The 20,325-nt window shown below is 60.8% G+C and carries 17 protein-coding genes; 7 read left to right on the top strand and 10 right to left on the bottom strand.

Translation table 11 applies throughout. The features are described from left to right. Positions 1–90: 90 nt before the first annotated feature. Positions 91–2,571 (bottom strand): TonB-dependent siderophore receptor, encoded by a 2,481-nt coding sequence (locus tag ACE2AA_RS03045; protein ID WP_141259813.1) that lies wholly within the window; start codon positions 2,569–2,571, stop codon positions 91–93. 378 nt (positions 2,572–2,949) lie between these two features. Between ACE2AA_RS03045 and ACE2AA_RS03040 the strand changes: the two genes are divergently transcribed. After that, positions 2,950–3,888 (top strand): LysR substrate-binding domain-containing protein, encoded by a 939-nt coding sequence (locus tag ACE2AA_RS03040; RefSeq protein ID WP_395371092.1) that lies wholly within the window; start codon positions 2,950–2,952, stop codon positions 3,886–3,888. A 4-nt stretch (positions 3,889–3,892) separates the two neighbouring features. Here ACE2AA_RS03040 and ACE2AA_RS03035 read toward each other — a convergent pair whose 3' ends face one another. The 5 genes from ACE2AA_RS03035 to ACE2AA_RS03015 all read right to left on the bottom strand — a co-directional run bounded on the left by ACE2AA_RS03035 (position 3,893) and on the right by ACE2AA_RS03015 (position 8,747). Next, positions 3,893–5,308, bottom strand: coding sequence for an aspartate ammonia-lyase (locus ACE2AA_RS03035; RefSeq protein ID WP_395371091.1), 1,416 nt, complete (start codon positions 5,306–5,308; stop codon positions 3,893–3,895). Between the two features lie 421 nt (positions 5,309–5,729). Then, positions 5,730–6,188: a biotin/lipoyl-containing protein gene (locus tag ACE2AA_RS03030; RefSeq protein ID WP_141259810.1), complete on the bottom strand. Its 459-nt coding sequence runs from the start codon at positions 6,186–6,188 to the stop codon at positions 5,730–5,732. Then, positions 6,185–7,552: an acetyl-CoA carboxylase biotin carboxylase subunit gene (gene accC, locus ACE2AA_RS03025; RefSeq protein ID WP_395371089.1), complete on the bottom strand. Its 1,368-nt coding sequence runs from the start codon at positions 7,550–7,552 to the stop codon at positions 6,185–6,187. The genes ACE2AA_RS03030 and accC overlap by 4 nt, the downstream gene beginning before the upstream one ends. Continuing rightward, positions 7,549–7,986, bottom strand: a complete 438-nt coding sequence (locus tag ACE2AA_RS03020; RefSeq protein WP_141259808.1) for a biotin/lipoyl-containing protein — start codon at positions 7,984–7,986, stop codon at positions 7,549–7,551. The genes accC and ACE2AA_RS03020 overlap by 4 nt, the downstream gene beginning before the upstream one ends. A 5-nt stretch (positions 7,987–7,991) precedes the next feature. After that, positions 7,992–8,747, bottom strand: coding sequence for an SDR family oxidoreductase (locus tag ACE2AA_RS03015; protein WP_395371087.1), 756 nt, complete (start codon positions 8,745–8,747; stop codon positions 7,992–7,994). Between the two features lie 355 nt (positions 8,748–9,102). On the opposite strand from ACE2AA_RS03015, the gene pxpB reads away from it, so the two are divergent. The 6 genes from pxpB (at position 9,103) to ACE2AA_RS02985 (ending at position 15,313) form a co-directional block, all read left to right on the top strand. Next, complete coding sequence (gene pxpB / locus ACE2AA_RS03010; protein WP_395372102.1) at positions 9,103–9,783, top strand: 5-oxoprolinase subunit PxpB; 681 nt, start codon at positions 9,103–9,105, stop codon at positions 9,781–9,783. Next, positions 9,780–10,790 (top strand): biotin-dependent carboxyltransferase family protein, encoded by a 1,011-nt coding sequence (locus tag ACE2AA_RS03005; RefSeq protein ID WP_395371085.1) that lies wholly within the window; start codon positions 9,780–9,782, stop codon positions 10,788–10,790. Before pxpB ends, ACE2AA_RS03005 begins: the two co-directional genes overlap by 4 nt. Further along, positions 10,787–11,554 (top strand): LamB/YcsF family protein, encoded by a 768-nt coding sequence (locus tag ACE2AA_RS03000; protein WP_395371083.1) that lies wholly within the window; start codon positions 10,787–10,789, stop codon positions 11,552–11,554. The genes ACE2AA_RS03005 and ACE2AA_RS03000 overlap by 4 nt, the downstream gene beginning before the upstream one ends. 170 nt (positions 11,555–11,724) lie before the next feature. Then, positions 11,725–12,648, top strand: a complete 924-nt coding sequence (locus ACE2AA_RS02995) for a DMT family transporter (RefSeq protein WP_395371082.1) — start codon at positions 11,725–11,727, stop codon at positions 12,646–12,648. A 65-nt stretch (positions 12,649–12,713) separates the two neighbouring features. Then, positions 12,714–13,976, top strand: coding sequence for an MFS transporter (locus ACE2AA_RS02990; protein ID WP_395371080.1), 1,263 nt, complete (start codon positions 12,714–12,716; stop codon positions 13,974–13,976). A 134-nt stretch (positions 13,977–14,110) separates the two neighbouring features. Then, a complete protein-coding gene (locus ACE2AA_RS02985; protein ID WP_141299002.1) occupies positions 14,111–15,313 on the top strand; it encodes a pyridoxal phosphate-dependent aminotransferase in 1,203 nt (400 codons plus the stop codon). Between the two features lie 266 nt (positions 15,314–15,579). Here the strand turns inward: ACE2AA_RS02985 and ACE2AA_RS02980 are convergent, their stop codons facing one another. Genes ACE2AA_RS02980 through ACE2AA_RS02965 form a run of 4 tightly spaced genes read right to left on the bottom strand, consistent with a single transcriptional unit; the run spans position 15,580 to position 20,276 of the window. After that, positions 15,580–16,338 carry an ABC transporter ATP-binding protein gene (locus tag ACE2AA_RS02980; RefSeq protein ID WP_395371079.1) on the bottom strand — a complete coding sequence of 253 codons (759 nt, stop codon included), beginning with the start codon at positions 16,336–16,338 and terminating at the stop codon, positions 15,580–15,582. Next, positions 16,335–17,342, bottom strand: coding sequence for a FecCD family ABC transporter permease (locus ACE2AA_RS02975; RefSeq protein WP_395371077.1), 1,008 nt, complete (start codon positions 17,340–17,342; stop codon positions 16,335–16,337). The genes ACE2AA_RS02980 and ACE2AA_RS02975 overlap by 4 nt, the downstream gene beginning before the upstream one ends. Then, positions 17,339–18,163: an ABC transporter substrate-binding protein gene (locus ACE2AA_RS02970; protein WP_395372099.1), complete on the bottom strand. Its 825-nt coding sequence runs from the start codon at positions 18,161–18,163 to the stop codon at positions 17,339–17,341. Before ACE2AA_RS02970 ends, ACE2AA_RS02975 begins: the two co-directional genes overlap by 4 nt. A gap of 13 nt (positions 18,164–18,176) precedes the next feature. Then, on the bottom strand, positions 18,177–20,276 hold the full coding sequence (locus ACE2AA_RS02965; protein ID WP_395371075.1) for a TonB-dependent receptor plug domain-containing protein: 2,100 nt from the start codon (positions 20,274–20,276) through the stop codon (positions 18,177–18,179). Between the last annotated feature and the right edge of the window lie 49 nt (positions 20,277–20,325).

The following is a 20,325-nucleotide window of genomic DNA, read 5'->3' as shown; positions in this document are numbered from 1 at the left end:
ATGTTGGGGAAAGAGCAACGGCTCCCTTTCCCGACTGATCAGGAAAGGGAGCCGTCTGCCTATAGCGATGCCTGCAGGTCAGGGTGCGTTTTAGAAATCGAGGGATGTCTTGACGTAATACATTCCGCCATTGAACCCGTAGGGTGAGTAGGATGCGTATTTTGCCAGGCCCTGCTGCGAATTAGCGATCGCGCTGGAAATGCGGGTCGGGTATTTGTTGCCAAGGTTGTTGGCGCCTACACCGATGGTCCAGCGCGGCACAGGCTTGTAGTCCACTTCCAGGTTGGTGATGAAGGCCGGGTTCTGTTCAAACGGCACGGCGCCGGCGCCGGTCGGGGCCGCCATGTAGGTGATGGAGCCATAACGCATTTCCTGCACGAATACCGACCATTTCTTGTACTGCCAGTTCACGCTGATCTGCTCCCGGTTTTTGGGCGCGGAATGCAGGACCATTTCCTTGGTGTATTCGTTCACCAGGTTGTTGCGGGCGGAACGGATTTCGTTATCGGAGAAGTTGATGCCCATGGCAAAGCGGAACTTGCCAAAGCGATGCGTATGCAGTGTGTAATCCGCGCTCAGGTCACCACCAAACGTCTGGGTATTATACAGGTTGGCATAGTATGACAGGGATGTTGCGCTGGAAATATTGGCCGCCGCCAGCAGTTTCTGCAACGTGGCGTCATTCGGGTCGACGGAATAGGACTGGGTGCTGCCCAGACGGTCATTGATCGCAATGTAGTACAGATTACCCGTGATGTGAAAATCATCCACAGGCGTTGCATCAAGCCCGATCGTGTAGCTGCGCGAATACTCGCCCTTCATGTTGCCCGCGCCCAGGTATTTGGCAATAGCGCTGTTCGCTGGCACCTGATCCACGGTGTAACCGGGATAAGGCGCTGAATAGAAATAGGACATTTCACCCAGCGTAGGCGGACGGTAGCCAGAATTGATGTTGGCGCGGATGGCCCAGCGCTTGCTGAAGTTGTAGCGCGTGCCGACGGACCCGGTCTCGACAGTGGCCAGGTTGTTGTAGCTGTCAACGCGGCCGCCCAGCGTCCATTCCCATTTCTTGGTTATATAGAAATCAAGGTTGGCGAAACCTTCATACACGTCACGGTTCTGGTTCGTGACCGCCATGGGCACGTTACCAGGGTGATCGGTCGCACCCTGCCCGCCCCATGACGCGGTTTCACCCTGCGTCATCTGGAAAGTGTCGTGACGATATTCCGCGCCGAATTTCAGGTTGATGTCACGCGGCAGCAGCCCCGTGTGGAACGAACGCGATCCCCGCAGCCCTGTCGTCAGTTCGGACGAAATCGACTCACCATCATAAAAGGATGTCTGCGTCGGGTCATACACGTAGGACCCACCCGACATCGTGGCGTTTTCGGAATCCTTGGTGCCGTATTTCTGCTGGTCGCGGCCGTAAGTTACGTACGCATCCCACGCAAAACCGAATTTGCGCGCGCGAATGCCGTTATCCGTCTCGAAATCATACTGGTCCATGGTGATGTAGGGCTGGTCACCATTGGGGTAGAGCGACGGATTGATCCATTCATCAGCCCCCGAATTGGCGCGGTATGTTTCAGGCACGTTGGCACGACGGTGCGAGAAGGTGGACGTGCTGTAGAAACTGAACCCGTGCGCCACGGGAATGGACATGTTTTCGCTCAGCGTCTCAAGCGTGCTCTTGGGCAGCCCCAGCCCGCGCTGCACGTTACGGTCCGCGGTTGCGTTGCGCGTGGGATCGGCAAACAGGGTGCCGTAGAAATCCCCGCCCCGTGTCGTGGGCAGCTGGTGGGTAACCTGTGCCGCAAGATCAAGGTAGCCACCCTTGTTGCCCAGCGCCATGGCATAGCTGGCCGAACCGTCAAGCGCCTGACCGTCGCCCGCGTAATACCCGCTGTTCTTGAAATTGATGGTGCCGCCATGCGTATCGCGCTTCAGCACGATATTGACCGCACCCGCAATGGCGTCCTGACCATACAGCGCGGATGCCCCTTCGGTAATGACCTCGATATGATCAATCGCCGTGATGGGAATGAGCGAAATGTCGGCCGGCTCACTACCCCAGTTGGTACCCGCATTGGAATTGAAGTTGGCGCCAATGTGGCGGCGATGGCCGTTCACCAGGATCAGCGTGTCATCGGGCGACTGCCCGCGCAACTGCATGGTCTGGACAAAGGAACTTGCGCCGCCACCGGGCAGGGCGGCTGTGGTGATGGCGGGATTGGCCTGCGCCAGCGCGGAAAGGACATTGGTCTGGCCGGTCTTGAGCAGTTCCGCACCGGTCACGACCGTCACCTGCGTGGTGCTATGACGTGCGGCACCCGGTGAAAAAATGGAGTTGGTCTGATGACCACCCACATGGATTACTTCCGGCTGGCTGGACGCACGCAGCGCCGTGGGCGTGGCATGCTTTACGACAGTCGTTTTCCTGGTGGGGGCAACCCTGTAATGTTTATCAGGGGATGAGATGGCTGCCGTCGCGGCTTCACCCGCAACCGGCACGAATGTACCGAACGCAACCCCGGCTACCAGATATAACTTCCGCTTTGATAGGCCTGACATCTGCCTTCCCCCCCTGAAACTCGACCGGACGTTTGGTAACGAATATGTGCAAGGTTATGATGCGCATTCGTTACGATGTGGCGTCATATGGATTATTGATATGTTCGGGGCTGGCGGCGGCTCTTACTTGGATCTGATGAATTATATAATTGAAAACGTTTCGGGTTTTGGAACGTGTCGCGTTTTTGACACTATACACAGCAAGTATCAGGCAACGTGTTTCGCAACGGACCGTACTGTCGCGAAGGCACCGCGCCTGAACCGGGCATGAATTTTTCGAAACGTTATGCCCTTACATGACAATATATTGACAATTTCAGAAATATCCCTATTATCAATGCAATAAAGCCAAAGCCTATAATATTTATGGAGTTCCAGTTGGACATACGGCGACTGCAGGCTTTTATTAAAATCATCGATCTGGGCAGCATTTCCCGGGCGGCTGACCTGCTCAATATTGCCCAGCCCGCGTTGAGCCAGCAACTGGCCACACTTGAAAACGCCTTCAAGCAGAAACTGGTCATCCGCAGCAAAAGTGGTGTGACACCCACTACGGCCGGATCGGAACTGTACCGGCACGCGCAGACCCTGACCAAGCAGTTCGACCGGGCCATGGTTGAAATAACCCAGGGGGCCGGGCCGCTGGTGGGCAAGGTGTCGGTCGGGCTGTCTCCCTACAGCGCGGGGTCCACGCTTTCGGTCAAGCTGCTGCAGCGCGTGCGCGCGTGCCTGCCCGACATAACGCTGCACCTGACCGAAAGTTTTGATGATATCTATAGTGAACTCATCATGACCGGGCGGCTGGACATGGCGGTGATCCATGGCGCGGGACCAATAAAGGGCGTTATATTTACCCCGTTGATGAAGGAAGAATTCTTCCTGCTCGCGCCACACGGGCTGGAATTCCCGCAGGATGAAACCGGCGCAGTACAGCTGGTGGACATAGCCGATACGCCCCTGCTCCTGCCGCCCAAGCATAACTTTGTCCGCAAGAGCGTGGACATGGCCTTCATGCGCAAGCAGCTTGAACCATGCATCGTGGCCGAAATCGAGGCATTGATAACCCTGCAGGGCGCTATAGAGGAAGGTATTGGCAGCACCATCCTGCCATGGTCCGTCGCCAGCCGTATTGTCGTGCCAGGCCGCTCGCGCATCTATCCACTGCGCAACCCGGTCATTCAGGAAGACGTGTCACTGTGCATTCCTGAAATCATTCCCGAAACGGAAGCATCTGTCGCGGTGCGCGAACTGCTCATTGAACTGGCCAAGGCCATGGCGGCCTCGCACAACTGGCCGGGCGCCCAGCCTTTCGGCTGAGGGATCAGCCCGCCTGCCGCCCCACATTGGGACCGGTCAGCGCATCAGCCTGCAGCAGGGCCGCAAGCCGTTCGGGCGAAAGCAGTTTTTCCGCTACGATCAGGTCCGTCACCCTGCAGTTTTCCGCCAGCGCACGCCTGGCAATGGTCGAACACGTATCATAACCCAGCACCGGCACCAGCGCGGTAATGATGCCAATATTGATATCGGACAGATACTGGCACCGCGCCCGGTCGGCTGAAATGCCGTTGATGCACCGCGTTGTCAGGGTTTCGATGGCGGCGCGCAATATCCTGATGGATGTAAACAGGCAGTAGCCGATCATCGGTTCAAACGCATTAAGCTGTAACTGTCCGCCATCAGCGCACATGGTAATGGTCATGTCATGACCCGCGACCAGATAGGCCACCTGATTGACGGCTTCGGGTATGACGGGATTGACTTTGCCTGGCATGATGGATGACCCTGCCTGCACCGCTGGCAGCACGATTTCGCCCAGTCCCGTCCGCGGCCCGCTGGATAGCAGGCGCAGGTCGCTGGACATCTTCGACAGTTTCAGCGCCAGGCGTTTCAGCACACCGGAAAACAGCACAAAGACCCCTACATCCGATGTCGCCGCGATCATATCCGGCGAGATGGCCATGGGCCGCCCGGTCAGGCTGCGCAGTTCCGTCATGACGGTCGATGCATAACGCGGATCGGTATTCAGCCCGGTTCCGATGGCCGTGCCACCCAGATTGACCTGCCCGAACGCCGTGACATGGGTCTTGATGCTAGTGATTTCGGTAGCAATGCCCGTGCGGAAAGCACCAAATTCCTGCCCCAGCGTCATGGGCACGGCGTCACGTAGCTGCGTGCGGCCGACCTTCAGGATAGCACCAAAGGCTTCCGCCTTTTCGTCCAGCGCCACATGCAACCCCTCCAGGGCGCGCACCAGCGGGTCAACCGCCAGCAACAGACCCAGCCTGAGTGCTGTTGGATACACGTCATTCGTGGACTGTGCCATGTTGACGTGGTCATTGGGGTGCAGCACGGAATAGGCGCCCGGCTTTTCCCCCAGCAGCCCAAGGGCCACATTGGCAATGACCTCATTGGCGTTCATGTTCGTAGACGTACCCGCCCCACCCTGCATGGCGTCCACGACAAACTGCGCACGGTAGGCGGGATTTTCCAGTATAATCTGGCATGCCCGATCAATGGCATCGGCGCGTGTAGGGTCCAGATAACCCAACGCAAGATTGGCCCGTGCCGCTGCCTGCTTGACAGTCACCAGCCCCTGCACCAGTTCCCCGAATGTCCCGATTGTCGTGCCACTTATGGGAAAGTTATCAAGCGCGCGCTTTGTATGCACACCCCACAGGGCACCGGGGGGAATGGTAACCTCCCCCAGCAGGTCACGCTCGACGCGAGGCACGGGCATTCCCGTCTCCGGCCCCACGGGGCTGGTCTGGCCTGTGGAATTGCAGAATGCTGCGTCCTGTGCCGGAGGGGGCATATTCATCATTTCGGCCTATGCACGTTACAGGATTGTCTTGAAACAACCCATTGATGAAATAATAAAAGCTCTGGTTACCGCTGTTTTTCAAAAAAAAAGTGTTCTTCAAAGCTTCCTGAAAAAACCTTCACCAGGACCATCCTTATGATTTGCGGATGTTTCCTGACCTGACTGTTCAGGCTGGGCAAAGCAATCCTGTCGGGGCAATGCCGGACCAGCGCCCACAATACTTCACTACACACGAAATTTCGCGCACGCTGCCCGCATGTCACTTTAAATAAAGCGGCATGCCGGAACGCCCCGAATACTGTTGCCCGGCAGGCGACCACTTCCGGGCTGACGTGTCTCAGTCGGGCCGGATCTGCATGACTGTCGCGCCATATCCCACCAGCGCGCCGGGCTGCCCCACGATGTCTACTACCGTGCCTGCCACCGGCGCGGTAACCTGCACCTGCAGGCTATCCAGTGTCAGAAGTGCGACCACCTCCCCCTGCACCACCTTTGTTCCCACCGGTGCAAAGGGCGTATCGCTCGATGGATGGGTCAGGCACAGGTGACCGAAATACGGCGTCTTCACCGCCACATCCCCTGCCCCGACATCCGCCTGCTGGGCCGCAGCCTGCGCTGTGGGCAGGATCGTGGCCACCTGTTCCGCGCGAATGCGCAGCTTCAGTCCCGCTGCCTCATTCGTCAGTTCCAGACTGTCCAGCCCCGCCTGTGCCAGCCATGTCGCCATCTGTACTATCTGTTCGGGTTCTGGCAGCCGGTCAAAATGGGGCACCAGCTGTTCGGACCGGTTGTTCATGGGGCCGTCCTCCGCGCAAGCCAGCGTTCAAGATAATGGATATCCACCCCGCCACGCTGGAAATCCGGGTCCGCCAGTAGGTCACTGTGCAGGGCGATGTTGGTTGACACCCCTTCCACCTTCATTTCCGCCAGCGCCACCTGCATTCGTGCAATGGCTTCGGCGCGGGTTGCGCCATGGCTTATGATCTTGCCGATCAGCGAGTCATAATAGGGCTGCACCGTATAGCCCGCCACCACATGCGTATCGACCCGGATACCCGGCCCGCCAGGCAGGTCCCAGCGCGTGATGGTACCCGGCGAGGGCATGAAGGTGAACGGATCTTCGGCATTCAGGCGACATTCAATGGAATGTCCCAGCAACGGAACGTCCGATTGTGCGATACCCAGCGGCGCGCCCTGGGCCACGCGCAACTGCCCGGCCACGATGTCGATGCCCGTCGTTTCTTCCGTAATAGGATGTTCGACCTGAACGCGGGTATTCATTTCGATAAAGGCGAATACCCCGTCTTCATACAGAAATTCGAACGTACCCGCGCCACGGTAGCCGATGCGGCGGCAGGCCTCGGCACAGCGTTCGCCAATTTCGGCAATCGTCTCCGGCGCAATGCCAGGGGCGGATGCTTCCTCCAGCACCTTCTGGTGACGACGCTGCAATGAGCAGTCGCGCGCGCCCAGCCAGAGTGCAGTGCCGTGCGTATCGCACAGGACCTGTATCTCGATATGGCGCGGCTTCTGCATGAAGCGTTCGAGGTAGAGCGTCGGGTTGCCGAATGCCTGCTGGGCTTCCTTGGCGGTCAGTGTGACCGCCTGCGCGAGATCAGCCTCGCGCTCGACCACGCGCATGCCGCGCCCGCCGCCCCCGCCCGATGCCTTGACGATAACGGGAAAGCCCACCTGCAACGCAATGGCTCTGACCGCATCCATGTCAGCAGGTAGCGGCCCGTCCGACCCGGGCACGCAGGGCACGCCGGCGTCGCGCATGGCGCGCTTGGCGGTAATCTTGTCGCCCATCATGCGGATCGACGCACCCGTCGGCCCGATGAAGGTCAGGCCCGCATTTTCCACCGCATCGGCAAAATCAGCGTTTTCCGACAGAAAGCCATAACCCGGATGAACGGCCTGCGCCCCGGTCAGGCGGGCCGCCAGCAGCAGACCGTCAGCATCAAGGTAGCTGCGCGCCGCGGCTGCCGGGCCGATACACAGGGCGATATCGGCTTCATGCACATGGCGGCTGTCGGCATCGGCTTCGGAATACACCGCCACCGTTTCCAGACCTAGCTGGCGGCAGGCGCGCTGGATACGTAGCGCGATCTCGCCACGATTGGCGATAAGCACCCGGTTGAAACGTGGGGTCTCACTCATGCCAGCCGGAACAGGGGGGTCCCTGCCTCCACTTCAGTACCGTCTTCAACCAGCACGGCGGCAATCGTGCCAGCCTGCGTGGCGCGGACGGCGTTGAACACCTTCATGGCCTCGACCAGTCCCACTTCCTGCCCGACCGTCACGGCCTGCCCTGCGGTAACGTAAGGGGCAGCCCCGGGAGACGGCGAGAGATGGAACACACCATAGGACGGGGCCGTAATGACGGCTTCCATCACGGGTGGCGGTTCTGATGCGGCCACCACCGGCGCACTGACCGGGTTTACAGCCGGTGCGCCGGATGCAGGCGGGACGACCGGCTGCGTTCCACCACCACGGGTGATACGGATACGACAACCACCTTCCTCAACCTCAAGCTCCGTGACCGGGGCATGGGCCACAAGGTCGATCAGCCGCCTGACATGCGTGAGATCCACTGGTCTTACGCCGCGCCGGCTGTCTTCTTGGCGAAATTCAGGCCGCCCACAACCTGCATGGTCGGCAGCACTTCCATGAAACTGACATTCATGCGCTGCGGCGCCATGACGGCAAAGGCGACGGAATTGGCGATATCCTCGGGCAGCAGGGATTCATATTCATCAAAGAAACGCTTCTTCGCTTCTTCCATGTTGCCGATCAGGCGGCCGAATACTTCGGTTTCGCAACGCGCGGGCGAGACCTCGGTCACGCGGATGCGGTGGCCGAACAGGTCACAGCGCAGCTGCTGCGACAGCGAATGCACGCCAGCCTTCGTTGCATGATAGACCGTGTTGCCACCGGCAAAGGCATAATGTCCGGCAATGGAGGTGATGTTGACGATATGCCCGCGGTCACGCTCGATCATGCCCGCGACCACCAGCCGGGTCAGCTGCAGCACCGCGCGCAGATTCACGTCAACCAGCGCGTCAATATCATCGGGCGTGGTGCTGGTGATGTTGCCCGTGCGCGACTGCCCGGCATTGTTGACGAGGATATCGATCTCCAGCCCGTTGACCAGCGCCTCGATCCCCTTCTGGTCGGATACGCTGACCGCATGCACGACACAGCCGGTTTCCTTCGACAGTGCTTCCAGTCGCGCCGCATCACGCGCCAGGGCATGCACTTCGATCCCTTCCCTGAACAGGCGGCGGACAATTTCCGCGCCAATGCCAGAAGATGCGCCGGTGACGAGGGCGGTACGGTACGGCTGGTTGCTCATGGTAAGAAAACCCGATCCTGAACAGAGAAACTAATCCCACCCGGCCCCACAACGGGTACCGGATGCTCAGCTATTCACTGCATGCTAGCGGGCGCGGTCAACATGCGCCAAGAGCACTTCGTTCTCACGCCATAACAATATACGATGGCCCGGCCATGGTGCTGAGCCATAAGATTATCCAATAGCCATACAACCAGAATTGCACTGGCCATCGTTACGCAAACGGCCATACTTTCCGGGTCGGCGCCAGATACCGCGAAACCTGCATTGTTATGGTTCAGGCCCCGTACCGGATCCTGCAATTTCCGGGATATGACCAGCACTGTTCCAGGGACTGTGTATTTTGAACACGGATATGAAGAACGACGTGGCGCGCGATACCCGCCCGGCCCCCACCATCAGCATGATCGGCACCCGCGCCATGCTGTTCGAGGCGCCGGGGGACTTCACCATGGCCCACCAGCGCCGGATATGGTCGCTGATGGACGCGGCACGGGCGCGGCCCGATGTGTGCGAACTCATTCCCGGCGTGACCAACCTCATGCTGATTTTCGCGGCCCCGCCCGACCGCCCGCAGGAAGTGGCTGACTGGCTGCGCCATGCGTGGGACACCCTGCCCGAACGGCATATCGAAGGCCGCCTGTTTGAAATCGGCGTGCGCTATGGTGGCGAACTGGGTGGTGACCTGGCCACTGTTGCCGCTCATGCAGGCCTGCCCCCCGAAGAGGTGATCGCCATCCACCACGACAGTGAATACACGGTCTGCGCCATAGGCAGCGCGCCGGGTTTTGGCTACCTGCATGGGCTGGACCCGCGTATCGCAACACCGCGCAAGACCGTACCGTCGCTGAACATGCTGGCCGGGACCGTCACCATTGGCGGCATGCAGGCGGGCATTTCCGCGCTGACCGGACCGAACGGGTGGAATTCCATCGGGTATACCGACATAACCCTGTTTGATCCCCACAAGCAGCCGCCTGCCCTGTTCGCCATTGGCGACCGCATCCGCTTTTATCCCGAAAGCATCGAGCTGTGATGACCATCCTTGAAACATCCGCCCTGAACACGGTGCAGGATCTGGGCCGTCCCGGTTACCGCAACCTTGGCGTGGGCACGTCGGGCGTAATGGACGCCATCGCCCTGCAGGCGGGCAATATCCTGCTGGGCAACCAGATGGACGATGCCTGTATCGAATTGCAGACCTATCCTTTCGTCCTGCGTTTTGATGCACCGGCCAGCTTTGCGGTCACGGGTATTGATGCCGCAATCGAAGTTGATGGCCGCACCATCCTGCCATGGACGGTCGAGACGGTGGCGGCAGGACAGGTGCTGCGTGTGGGCGCCCCCAGAACCGGCGCGCGCGGGTATATCTGTATTGCGGGCGGGATTGAGGTGCCTGTGGTGCTGGGGTCGCGCAGCACGCAGTTGCGTGGCGGTTTTGGTGGGCTGGACGGTCGACCGCTGGAAACAGGCGATACGCTGAAGACCACGGGGGCCACGCTGGATGTTGCGGGTTACGGCGCCGTGCCGCCTGCAACGGTGCTGGATGCCGTAGCAAGCGAGGACGATGCGAAGGTCATCCATCTGCGCGCCATGCCAGCGACCGATTACGAACTGTTCACTTCCGAATCCCGGCAGCGTCTGTGGGATACCCCATGGCGCATCACACCGCAGAGCAACCGCGTGGGCTACCGCCTGTCGGGCGCGCCGCTGGAACTGAATCACCGGATTGAACTGCGATCCTACGGTGTGATTGCCGGTATCGTGCAGGTGCCACCGGCGGGGGAGCCGATCGTGCAACTGGCCGATGCCAATACCGTGGGTGGCTACCCCCGCATCGCCACCGTGATCGAAGCGGACCTGTGGCGGCTGGCGCAGGCGCGCATCGGCACGCGTATCCGCTTCCATGAATGCAGCTTTGCCGAAGGTGTCGCGGCCATGCAGCCGGTCAACGCCTATCTGGATGACCTGCGCATGATGGTTGCCCATTACCGCACATCCGCCCGCTGCCGTGCTGGCATCAAGTCTGGAGACAAGGCATGAAGATCGACCTCAATTCCGACATGGGCGAAGGCTTTGGCCGCTGGCGCATCGCTGATGATGACGGGCTGATGGATACCGTGTCCTCGGCCAATATCGCCTGCGGGTTCCACGCCGGTGACTACGCCATCATGAACCACACAGTGCAACTGGCGAAGGAAAAGGGTGTGGGCATCGGCGCCCATCCCGGCCTGCCGGACCTGATGGGCTTCGGACGGCGCAACATGGCCGTGTCGGACGCGGATATGGAATCCATGATGTGCTACCAGATCGGCGCATTGCAGGGCATTGCCGCACGGCATGGCCACCGTGTCACCCATGTCAGCTACCACGCCGCATTCGGCAACATGGCCAACGCCGATGAAGCCCTTGCCCTGCGCCTGACCCGTGCCATTGCAGCCCTTGACCGCAACCTGAGCGTATTCTGCATGCCCGGCCAGGCGACCGAACGCGCGGCGGAAAAAGCCGGGCTGCGGGCACGGACGCTGTTCCTGGCGGATCGGGCCTATACCACGGCGGGCACGCTGGTCCCGCGCGGGCAGCCGGGCGCTGTCATCCATGACATGGCGGGGGTGCGGACGCGCGTGAAGCAGTTCCTGCAGGACGGGTCGGTCACGACCATTGACGGCAAGCGCCTGCCGGTGAAGGCCCAGTCCATACTGGTGCACAGCGACACGCCCGGATCGCTGGAACTGGCGCGCGCCATCCGTGCGGAAATCGAGGCCAGTGGCGGCGTGCTGACGCCTGCCTGCCAGCTTGGGGACTGATTGCGTCCCCTCATCCATAAGAATTTCTTATTGCACCGCAACGAACTCCTATAACCCGGAATGCGCCCCATGCGTTACGTTACCGTAACGTGAAACAGGTGAGGGACCGACCGGACTGACCCTTCATGAAGCGCGCTCCCGTCCATGTCGTGCATTGAGGTACGGACAAAATGAAGCATGACCTGAAACGTGGCGCCCTTCTTCTGGCATCGGCGACATTTTTTACCGCCGCCCTCAATGCCCTGCAGAAACTGACCGGATCGACACTGCCCGCGCTGGAGATCATTTTCTTCCGCAACCTGTTTTCCCTACCCTTCGTGCTACTGATCGCGTCGCGCACGGGCATTGTACTGAAAACCAGTCATTTTGGCGGGCATGTCCTGCGGTCGATCGTTGGGCTGATCAGCATGATCATGGTGGTGATTACCGTAACCCGCCTGCCGCTGGCCGAACAGCAGGTCCTGTCCTACACGCAGCCACTGTTTCTGGTGCTGCTGTCCATCCCGCTGCTGCATGAACGGCCGTCGCTGCAGCGCTGGGTCGCGGTCTGCCTCGGGTTTTCAGGCGTGGTCGTGGTCGCCCTTGGCAAGGGGCTGCTGCATGGCGCCAGCAGCGCGGTACCCAGCTGGGCCTACGCCGTAGCCCTGGCGCAGGGGGCGGTGGGTGCGCTGACCACCATGCAGATCCGCCAGCTTTCGGCCACGGAATCCAGCACGACCATCGCGCTGTGGCAGGCGATCCTCATGACGCTCATGACGGCACTCCCCCTGCCTATCATCTGGACCACGCCCGGCGTGACCGAAGCCGCATGCCTTGTCGCCGTGGGCGCGTTTGCCGGGATCGCGCAGGTTCTGCAGACCGAGGCCTTTGCCTCGGCACAGGTGTCCGCAATTGGCCCCTTTGCCTATTCCGGGCTGCTGTGGGCCGCGCTGATCGGGTGGTTCGGGTTCGGTGAAATACCCGGCGTCGCCATGGTGATGGGCGGACTGCTGATCATCGGGTCCGGCGTATGGATGCTGCGTCACGATCGCCCAGCAAAACAGAAAGTCGTGGCGGAAGGCACAATGGACGCGGCCACCGGCACCCCGCCATGAAGCACGGCCTGTGCGTGATGGCCCGTTCCTCATCGTAATTCACGGCACACCAGGAGTCCTACAGCGTGACAACAGGTGAAACGACCACCAACGCACGAAGCGGGCGTGCAATTCCTGCCCGCTACGTATTCTTCTTCCTTGTATTCCTGATGTACGCCATCAGCTATGGCGACCGCGCCGCGCTGTCCATCGCCCTGCCGTCGATGGGCAGGGAGTTTTCCCTCACACCAGTGCAGATGGGCTGGGTTTCATCCAGTTTCCTGTGGTCGTATTTCCTGCTCAACCTGCCTTCGACCATTGTGCTCGACATGGTGGGTGCCCGCGCCATTGGCAGCCTTGCCGTGGGGATATGGTCGTTCGCCATGCTGCTGGGCGGCATGGCGCAGAACATCACGCAGTTCCTGCTGACACGCGTGCTGCTGGGGGTTGGTGAGGCACCGACCTTTGGCGTGGGGGCCACCGTGGTGCGCAACTGGGCGCAGCCGCGCGAACGCGGGTCGGTCATGACCGTGCTGCTGACGGGCATGCAACTCGGGCTGGCTGGCGGCACGATCGCGGGGGCGTACCTGATTACCTTTTTCGGGTGGCGGTGCGAGTTCATGGCACTGGGCGCGGTGGGCATTGCGTGGGCGCTGGTGTGGTGGCTGGTTTACCGCAACCCGGCCCGCAAGGCAGATGCCGTCCCGCGCAGGCCCATTACGCTGCGTGAAATCAGAAATCTGTTCCGCTCATCTTCCTTCCTGGGGATACTGGTGGTGCAGTGCACGCAGAATTACCTGAACTTTCTGGTCATGTCATGGATGCCGCTGTACCTGATCCATGAACTGCACATCAATACCACCGGTACGGGCAACAGCACAGCCCTGTGCTATCTGGTCGCGGCCATTGGCGCGGTCATTATCGGGCGGGTGCTGGAACACCTTGTCTTCCGTAATGGCATTCATCCGCCCTACCGGCGTTTTGTTGTCGTCACCTGCCTGATCGGTGCGGCCACGATCGGACTGCTGCCGCATTTCCATACCATGATGCCCATCCTGCTGGTGCTGTCCGGCGCGCTGGCCTGCCTTATGGCGGCCAATGGCGCCAATACTGCACTGCTGACCGATATGGTGGAAGATGGCCAGAAAATGGGGGCAGTTACGGGTGTAACGCTGACATGCAGCAACTCGCTGGGGCTGCTTTCACCCATCCTGACCGGGTATATCGTGGCGTGGACCGGCAGTTTTGACATGGCATGGTACATGTGCGCCACCGCCCTGGTTATTGCGGCCGGGCTGTCACTGGTCATGGTACGCGACCCGATCCGCATGGATGGGCAGGCGGGATGAGGGCCATCGGGCTTTCATAGTATTGTTGTATGGGGCCAGATCATTTTCGTCGGTATCTAACCCGTGTCGAAACGATTTACGATGCGGTGTGAGCATGTGTCCTGTTGCATGAGTAAAAGTGGAGAGAGCGTCTGATGCCTGGGTTTGCGGATCGACTGAATGGAATTGGGATTTCGGCTTCCGCCGCGATGACCGACAAGGCGTCGGCGCTGAAGGCGGAAGGGATGAAGATCGTCAGCCTGTCATCGGGCGAACCCGATTTCCCCACCCCCGAACATGTCGTGGATGCCGCGATTGCCGCAGCCCGCGCGGGTGATACCAAATATCCGCCACAGGATGGCAAGCCCGCGCTGAAAAAGGCGGTGCAGGGCAAGTTCCAGCGTGAAAACCACCTTGATTACGCGCTGGATGAAATCCTTGTGGCCAACGGCGCCAAGCAGATCATCTATGACGCCATGATGGCCACCATCAACCCCGGTGACGAAGTGGTCCTGCCCACGCCAAGCTGGATCAGCTATGCCGATATCGCCCGCCTTGCCGGGGCATCCATCGTATCCGTGCCCTGCCCGGCCGAAGGGGGCTTCCGCCTGTCGGCCGCAGCGCTTGAAGCCGCAATCACGCCAAAGACCAAATGGCTGGTACTGAACTTCCCCGGCAACCCCACCGGCGCGTGCTGCCCGCGCGCGGACATGGAAGCCATCGCCGCCGTCCTGCTGAAACATCCGCAGGTCTGGATCATGACCGATGATATCTATGAACACCTGATTTATGATGGCTTTACCTTCTGCACGATCGCCGAGGTCGAGCCGCGGCTGAAGGACCGTGTCCTGACCGTCAACGGTGTGTCCAAGGCCTATGCCATGACCGGCTGGCGTGTCGGCTACTGCGGCGGCCCGCGCGCGCTGATCGCGGCCATGAACAACATGCAGGGCCAGTCCACCAGCGGCATCAACACGCTGGCGCAGGCCGCAGCCGTGGCCGCGCTGAACGGCCCGCAGGATTTCCTGAAGGACCGCGCCGCCGAATATCAGGCCCGACGTGATCTTGTAGTCAGCCTGCTCAACGCCATTCCCGGCGTGCAGTGCCATACGCCGCAGGGTGCGTTCTATGTCTATCCCGATATCAGCGGGTGCATGGGCAAGACCTCGGCCGGTGGTCGCCTGATCGCAACCGATGCCGATTTCGTCATGGCGCTGCTGGAAGAGCAGCAGGTGGCGTCCGTACAGGGCGCAGCTTATGGCATGAGCCCGTTCTTCCGTATTTCCTATGCGACCGGTACGGATACCCTGCGTGAAGGCTGCCGCCGCATCGCGGCCTTTGTGGATGGCCTGAAATAAGGCTGGCCCCATATCCACAACAAAGGCCGGGGCACTCATAGGATGCTCCGGCCTTTAATTTTACGGGCTGGCATAGGTAAGCCAATAAAGGCTTGATATGTCATATGAAAGCACGTCATCGCAACCGGCTGCCTGTCACCACCCAGAAACGCCTTCTGGAGCACTTTGTTGCGGGCACAGGCGCGTTCTGCGAAAAAACCACAGGCGGCACGATCCCGCCTGCCGGTCAAGGCCGCTGCCACATCACCGAAACCATGTGTCAGCGCTCAGCGGCACAGTGCCCATGGCAGGACGGCACCGTCCACCCGTCGGGCCGTCACCCCGTAAACCGTGCGCATGATGTCATCATCCAGCACCTGCGTGGCCGGGCCATGACGGATGACGGCGCCATTGTCCATCAGCACCAGTTCATCACAGAACCGGGTTGCCAGCACCAGATCATGCAACACGATGACGATCCCCTTTCCCTGCCCCGCCTGCTGGCGGAAAAGCTGCATCATCGACAGGGCATGCGCCGGGTCCAGTGCCGCAATCGGTTCATCGGCCAGTATGACCGGCGTGTCGGTCGCCAGCGCGCGGGCCAGGTTCATGCGCGCGCGCTCTCCGCCGGACAGGTCCGTGGCCGGGCGCGCGCTCAACTCCAGCAGGCCAGTGGCCGTAAGGGCACCCGCCACCGCCGGGTGATGGACGGCATGTCCGTTCACCTGCCCGTGCGGCAGGCGTCCCAGTCCCACCATCGTGCGCACGGGCATGGGCGGCGGCAGTTCACCCTGCTGTGGCACGAAGGCAAGCTGCCGGGCACGTACTGTCGGGGTGATCCGGTTCATGTCATGACCAAGAAGGGTGATTTGCCCGTAATCGGGTGCCAGCAACCCCGCCAGCATGCGCATGAACGTGCTTTTCCCCGCCCCGTTCGGTCCGATCAGGCCAATAACCCGCCCCCGCGCCAGCGTAAGGGACGCGCCGGAAACAACAGCCCGGTCCCCACGCCTGAATGAAATGTCGTATGCCTGCAGCAGGGTCATGACACGCCTCTTTTCAGCATGATGACACGGGCAAGGAAAAACGGCGCACCCACCAGCGCCGTCAGCACGCCAAGCTGCAGTTCGGTCCCCACCGTTACCAGACGCACCACCATATCCGCCCCCAGCAGCAGCAGGCTTCCCCCCAGAAAGGACGGTACGAGCAGCTTCGACGGCTGATACCCCGTCAGTGGCCGCAACAGGTGCGGCACCACCAGCCCCACGAAACCGATCGCGCCCGCAACCGCCACACACGACCCCACGGCCAGTGCCGCCCCCAGCACGATACGCGTCTGGACGCCCCTCATCCCATGCAGTCGGAAGCCAAGGCTTTCCGCCACGTCTTCGCCCAATGTCAGCGCATCCAGCACGCGCCCGGCCGACAGCATGAGCAGCGTGCCACATATGACACCCGGCAGGCAGATCCAGACATGGGCAAAGGTTCGGTCCGTCAGCGATCCCATGAGCCAGTGCATGATTTCAAAAGACGCGTACGGGCTGGGCACAAGGTTCAGCACCAGCGCGGTCAAAGCCGCGGCAAGACTGCTGAGCGCCGCCCCCGCCAGCAGCAGCACCAGCGTGCCACCACGCCCCACCAGCCCCATCAGCACGGCTGCCGCACATAGCGCACCCATCAGCCCACCCAGCGGCAGGGCCGCGACGGAAACCTGCATGAGGCCGGTATAGAACACGCTGACCGCCCCAAGCGCCGCCCCACCCGACACCCCCAGAATACCGGGATCGGCCAGCGGATTGCGCAGGTATCCCTGCAACACCGCCCCCGACAGGCCCAGCGTCCCGCCCACCATGATGGCAAGAAGCATGCGCGGCAGGCGCAACTGCCCGACGATAATCGCCCCTGCGGTATGCCGCCCCGCCAGCAGGTCCGCCAGCGCATGCACGGCCATGATGCGGGTTTCCCCCCACATGAGCGACGCACCGGACAGGCCCGCTACCGCCGCCAGCAGCATGATGTTCAGTAACAGGTTGCTACGGGCAGGTTTCACCGGACGGTTCCAAGTCTATCGCGGGCGGCATGCAGCAGGGCGACACTGTCCAGCGTCTGTGGCAGGCCACACAACCACAGCCGTGAGGGCAGATCCAGACGGTGCGGCCCGGCAAACGCCTGTTTCAGCGCCGGATGGTCCAGCATGGACTGGGCAAGGGACGTGCCCTGCCCCGAACGGTCAAGCACCAGCAGGTCGGGTGGATGCGCAATCAGCAATTCCATGGAAAAGCGGGCGGATGCCTGCCGGTCCATCACGGTCGCATAATTACGCAGGCCCGCATGGGCCAGAACGTCGTCCGGCAGCGAGCCCGCATGGGTGACAAAACCATTGGCGGCATAAATTGCCGCTGTCGGGTCGGTGGGGCCGGGAGCGGCTGAAAGGGATGCAAGGCGGCGGGCAAAATCCCCAGCCAGTGTCCGTCCCCGGCTGCGCGCGCCAATGGCGTTCGCCACCACCATGATCTGGTCGGGAATATCCGCCAGTGCCCGTGCTGGCGGCAGGACGATAACCCGCGCGCCCTGCTCGCGCGCCGCCTGAATGGCGACGGCTGCCGTATAGGTCCCGCCCAGCACGACATCGGGGTGGGACGCCACGACATTTTCCGCCGTAGGGCGCAGGACGGGCACCTGCCGCGCCTGTTCACACAATACGGCATTCCAGCAGTCGCGCGCCAGCGGCGTCACTCCCGTAATCTGACCGGGTCCGGCCAGCAGCAGAAGCAGCTGGTCGGTACAGACATTCAGCGACACCACGCGCGGCAATGACTGCGCCCGCACGATCGGGGCACAGGCAAGAAGGCCCGCGACAATGCCCGCCATAACCCCCTTCACGTCAGTAATTCAGCATGAACCCGCCGTAACCGGCGCGACCGGGCTGCAGGTAGCCGATCGGGTCCTCGAACTGGTGGTCCAGCAGGTTGTCGGCGCGGGCATAGACGGACACATAACGGTTGATCTGGTAATTTGCGGCCACGTCGATAGTAAAATACCCATGCCCTTTGGCACATGTGCTGCATGTCTCGCTGCCAATGACCGGCAGGCCGCGCCAGCCGCTGGTATACAGGATGTTGCCCGAAAATGTCAGGTCGCGGATGGGGGTCCATGTCGTGTTGAAATTGAATTTGTGCTGGGGACGCTGCAGCAGTTCGTTGTGGTCTGCTTCATCCCGCGCATGGGTCCAGGTGTAGCTGAGGTTAAATTCCAGACCACGCAGCGCCTTCCAGTTCACGAATGCTTCCACACCGTACATCCGTGCCTTTGCCACATTGGCATAGGAGTAATTATAGTCGTATGCCGAATCAATCGAAAGCGAGGACTGGATCAGATTCCGGACGCGGCTGTCATACCATGTCGCGCCAAAATTCAGGCGATCATGCAGCAGCTTCTGCTCCACCCCTGCATCGTAACCGACCAGTTGTTCCGCCTTCAGGTCCGGATTGCCTTTTTCGGAATAACCGGCCCCCACCTGGCTGGCGAATAGCTGGTACAGCGATGGACCATGAAAACCCGAACCGGCACTGGCCTTGATGATGGTCCCGGTTCCCGGCACATGGATCGCGGGGGCCACGCGCCATGTCACATGGTTGCCATAACGCGAATTGGCGTCGTAACGGATATTGGCCGCGCCATACAGGATATGGTGCCAGTTGCCCTGATACTGCCCGTAGCCTGCGGTCGTATCCATGCTGGCGGATGTATCATATCCGCTGTCCCACATGCTGGACGCCGTATGGCTGGTATTGAACGTATCGTGGAAATGTTCGGCCCCGATCAGAAGCTGTCCATACTGCCGTAAATTGAACGTGCCGTGCCAGTCCACCTTCATCCGGCTGGAACGGTAATAATCAGGGTCGGGACTGATCGGACTGCCGTAAGCTGTGCCCGTTTCCGTCCAGCGGTTGCGGTTGGTCATGTAACCAAGGCCAAGCACCTGATCGAACAGTCCATGGAACGACACAAGATGCGCCGTGCCGCGCACGATGGCCTCGTTCTGGGTGGTCTGTTCCCGCACGCCTTTATCCCCGTACAGATTTTCGCTCTGCAGGTCATACACCGAATAGGAATGATTGTTGTCCTGTATCAGCCGCGCCGTAAGTCCCAGGTCAAAATTATGGGTGACATCATAACCCAGCCGGATATTGACGCCACGGTTGTCATTCCGGTTGCCTTCATGGCGCTGCTGCCGGTCCGCGCCGTAGTAGCGTTCGATATAGGACGGAATATTATGGAAGCCGTCCATGCGGTAATGGGAGAATTCCACATTATAATGAAATCGCCCCCTGCTGCCGCGCGCGCCGAATGTCTGGTTGAATGTCCCATACCCCCCGCCTTCGATCCGGACGAACGGCCTGAATCGTCCCTGCCCCTGCGCTGTGGTGATATCGATGACGCCGGCCATGGCGTCCGCGCCGTACAGGCCGCTCTGCGGACCGCGCAGGATCTCGATCCGGCCCATGCCATCGGTCACGAACGCGCCCGCGTCAAACATGCCGGTCGAGGAACTGCCGTCGTTGATATCCATGCCATCAAGGCGGACCTTGACCTCGTTGGCGTTATTGCCACGCATGAAAATGGACGAGGTACCACCCGGGCCACCCGTCTGCACCACGTTCAGGCCCGGCTGGCGTGCAAGGATATCAGTCAGGCTGCGCCGCTGCTGGGTCTGGATCTGTTTTTCGGTGATGATGGTCATGCTGGTGCCGATATCATCCACCTTTGTCGACCGACGGGCGGCACTGACGCTGATCAGTTCAGGAAGGCCCGTGTTGTCCAGCGAAACAACAGCTTTCGATTTCCTGTTCTGGACAGCATACTGGTTGGCGGGCTGCTTTTGCGGTGTGTCCCGTCTGGACAGATCATCGGCGCGCGCCACACAGGCGCCCATTGTTACCAGTGTGGTGGAAGCAATCAGCAGATTCCGAAAAAGGATCATGGAATTCAGGTCTCGCGGTCACATCATCGTTGCCACGAGAGCGTGTCGC

Source organism: Komagataeibacter diospyri, from assembly GCF_043995075.1.
Lineage (GTDB): Bacteria > Pseudomonadota > Alphaproteobacteria > Acetobacterales > Acetobacteraceae > Komagataeibacter > Komagataeibacter diospyri.
Note: the sequence above shows the minus strand (reverse complement) of the source record. Positions and strands in the feature narration are given on the sequence as shown.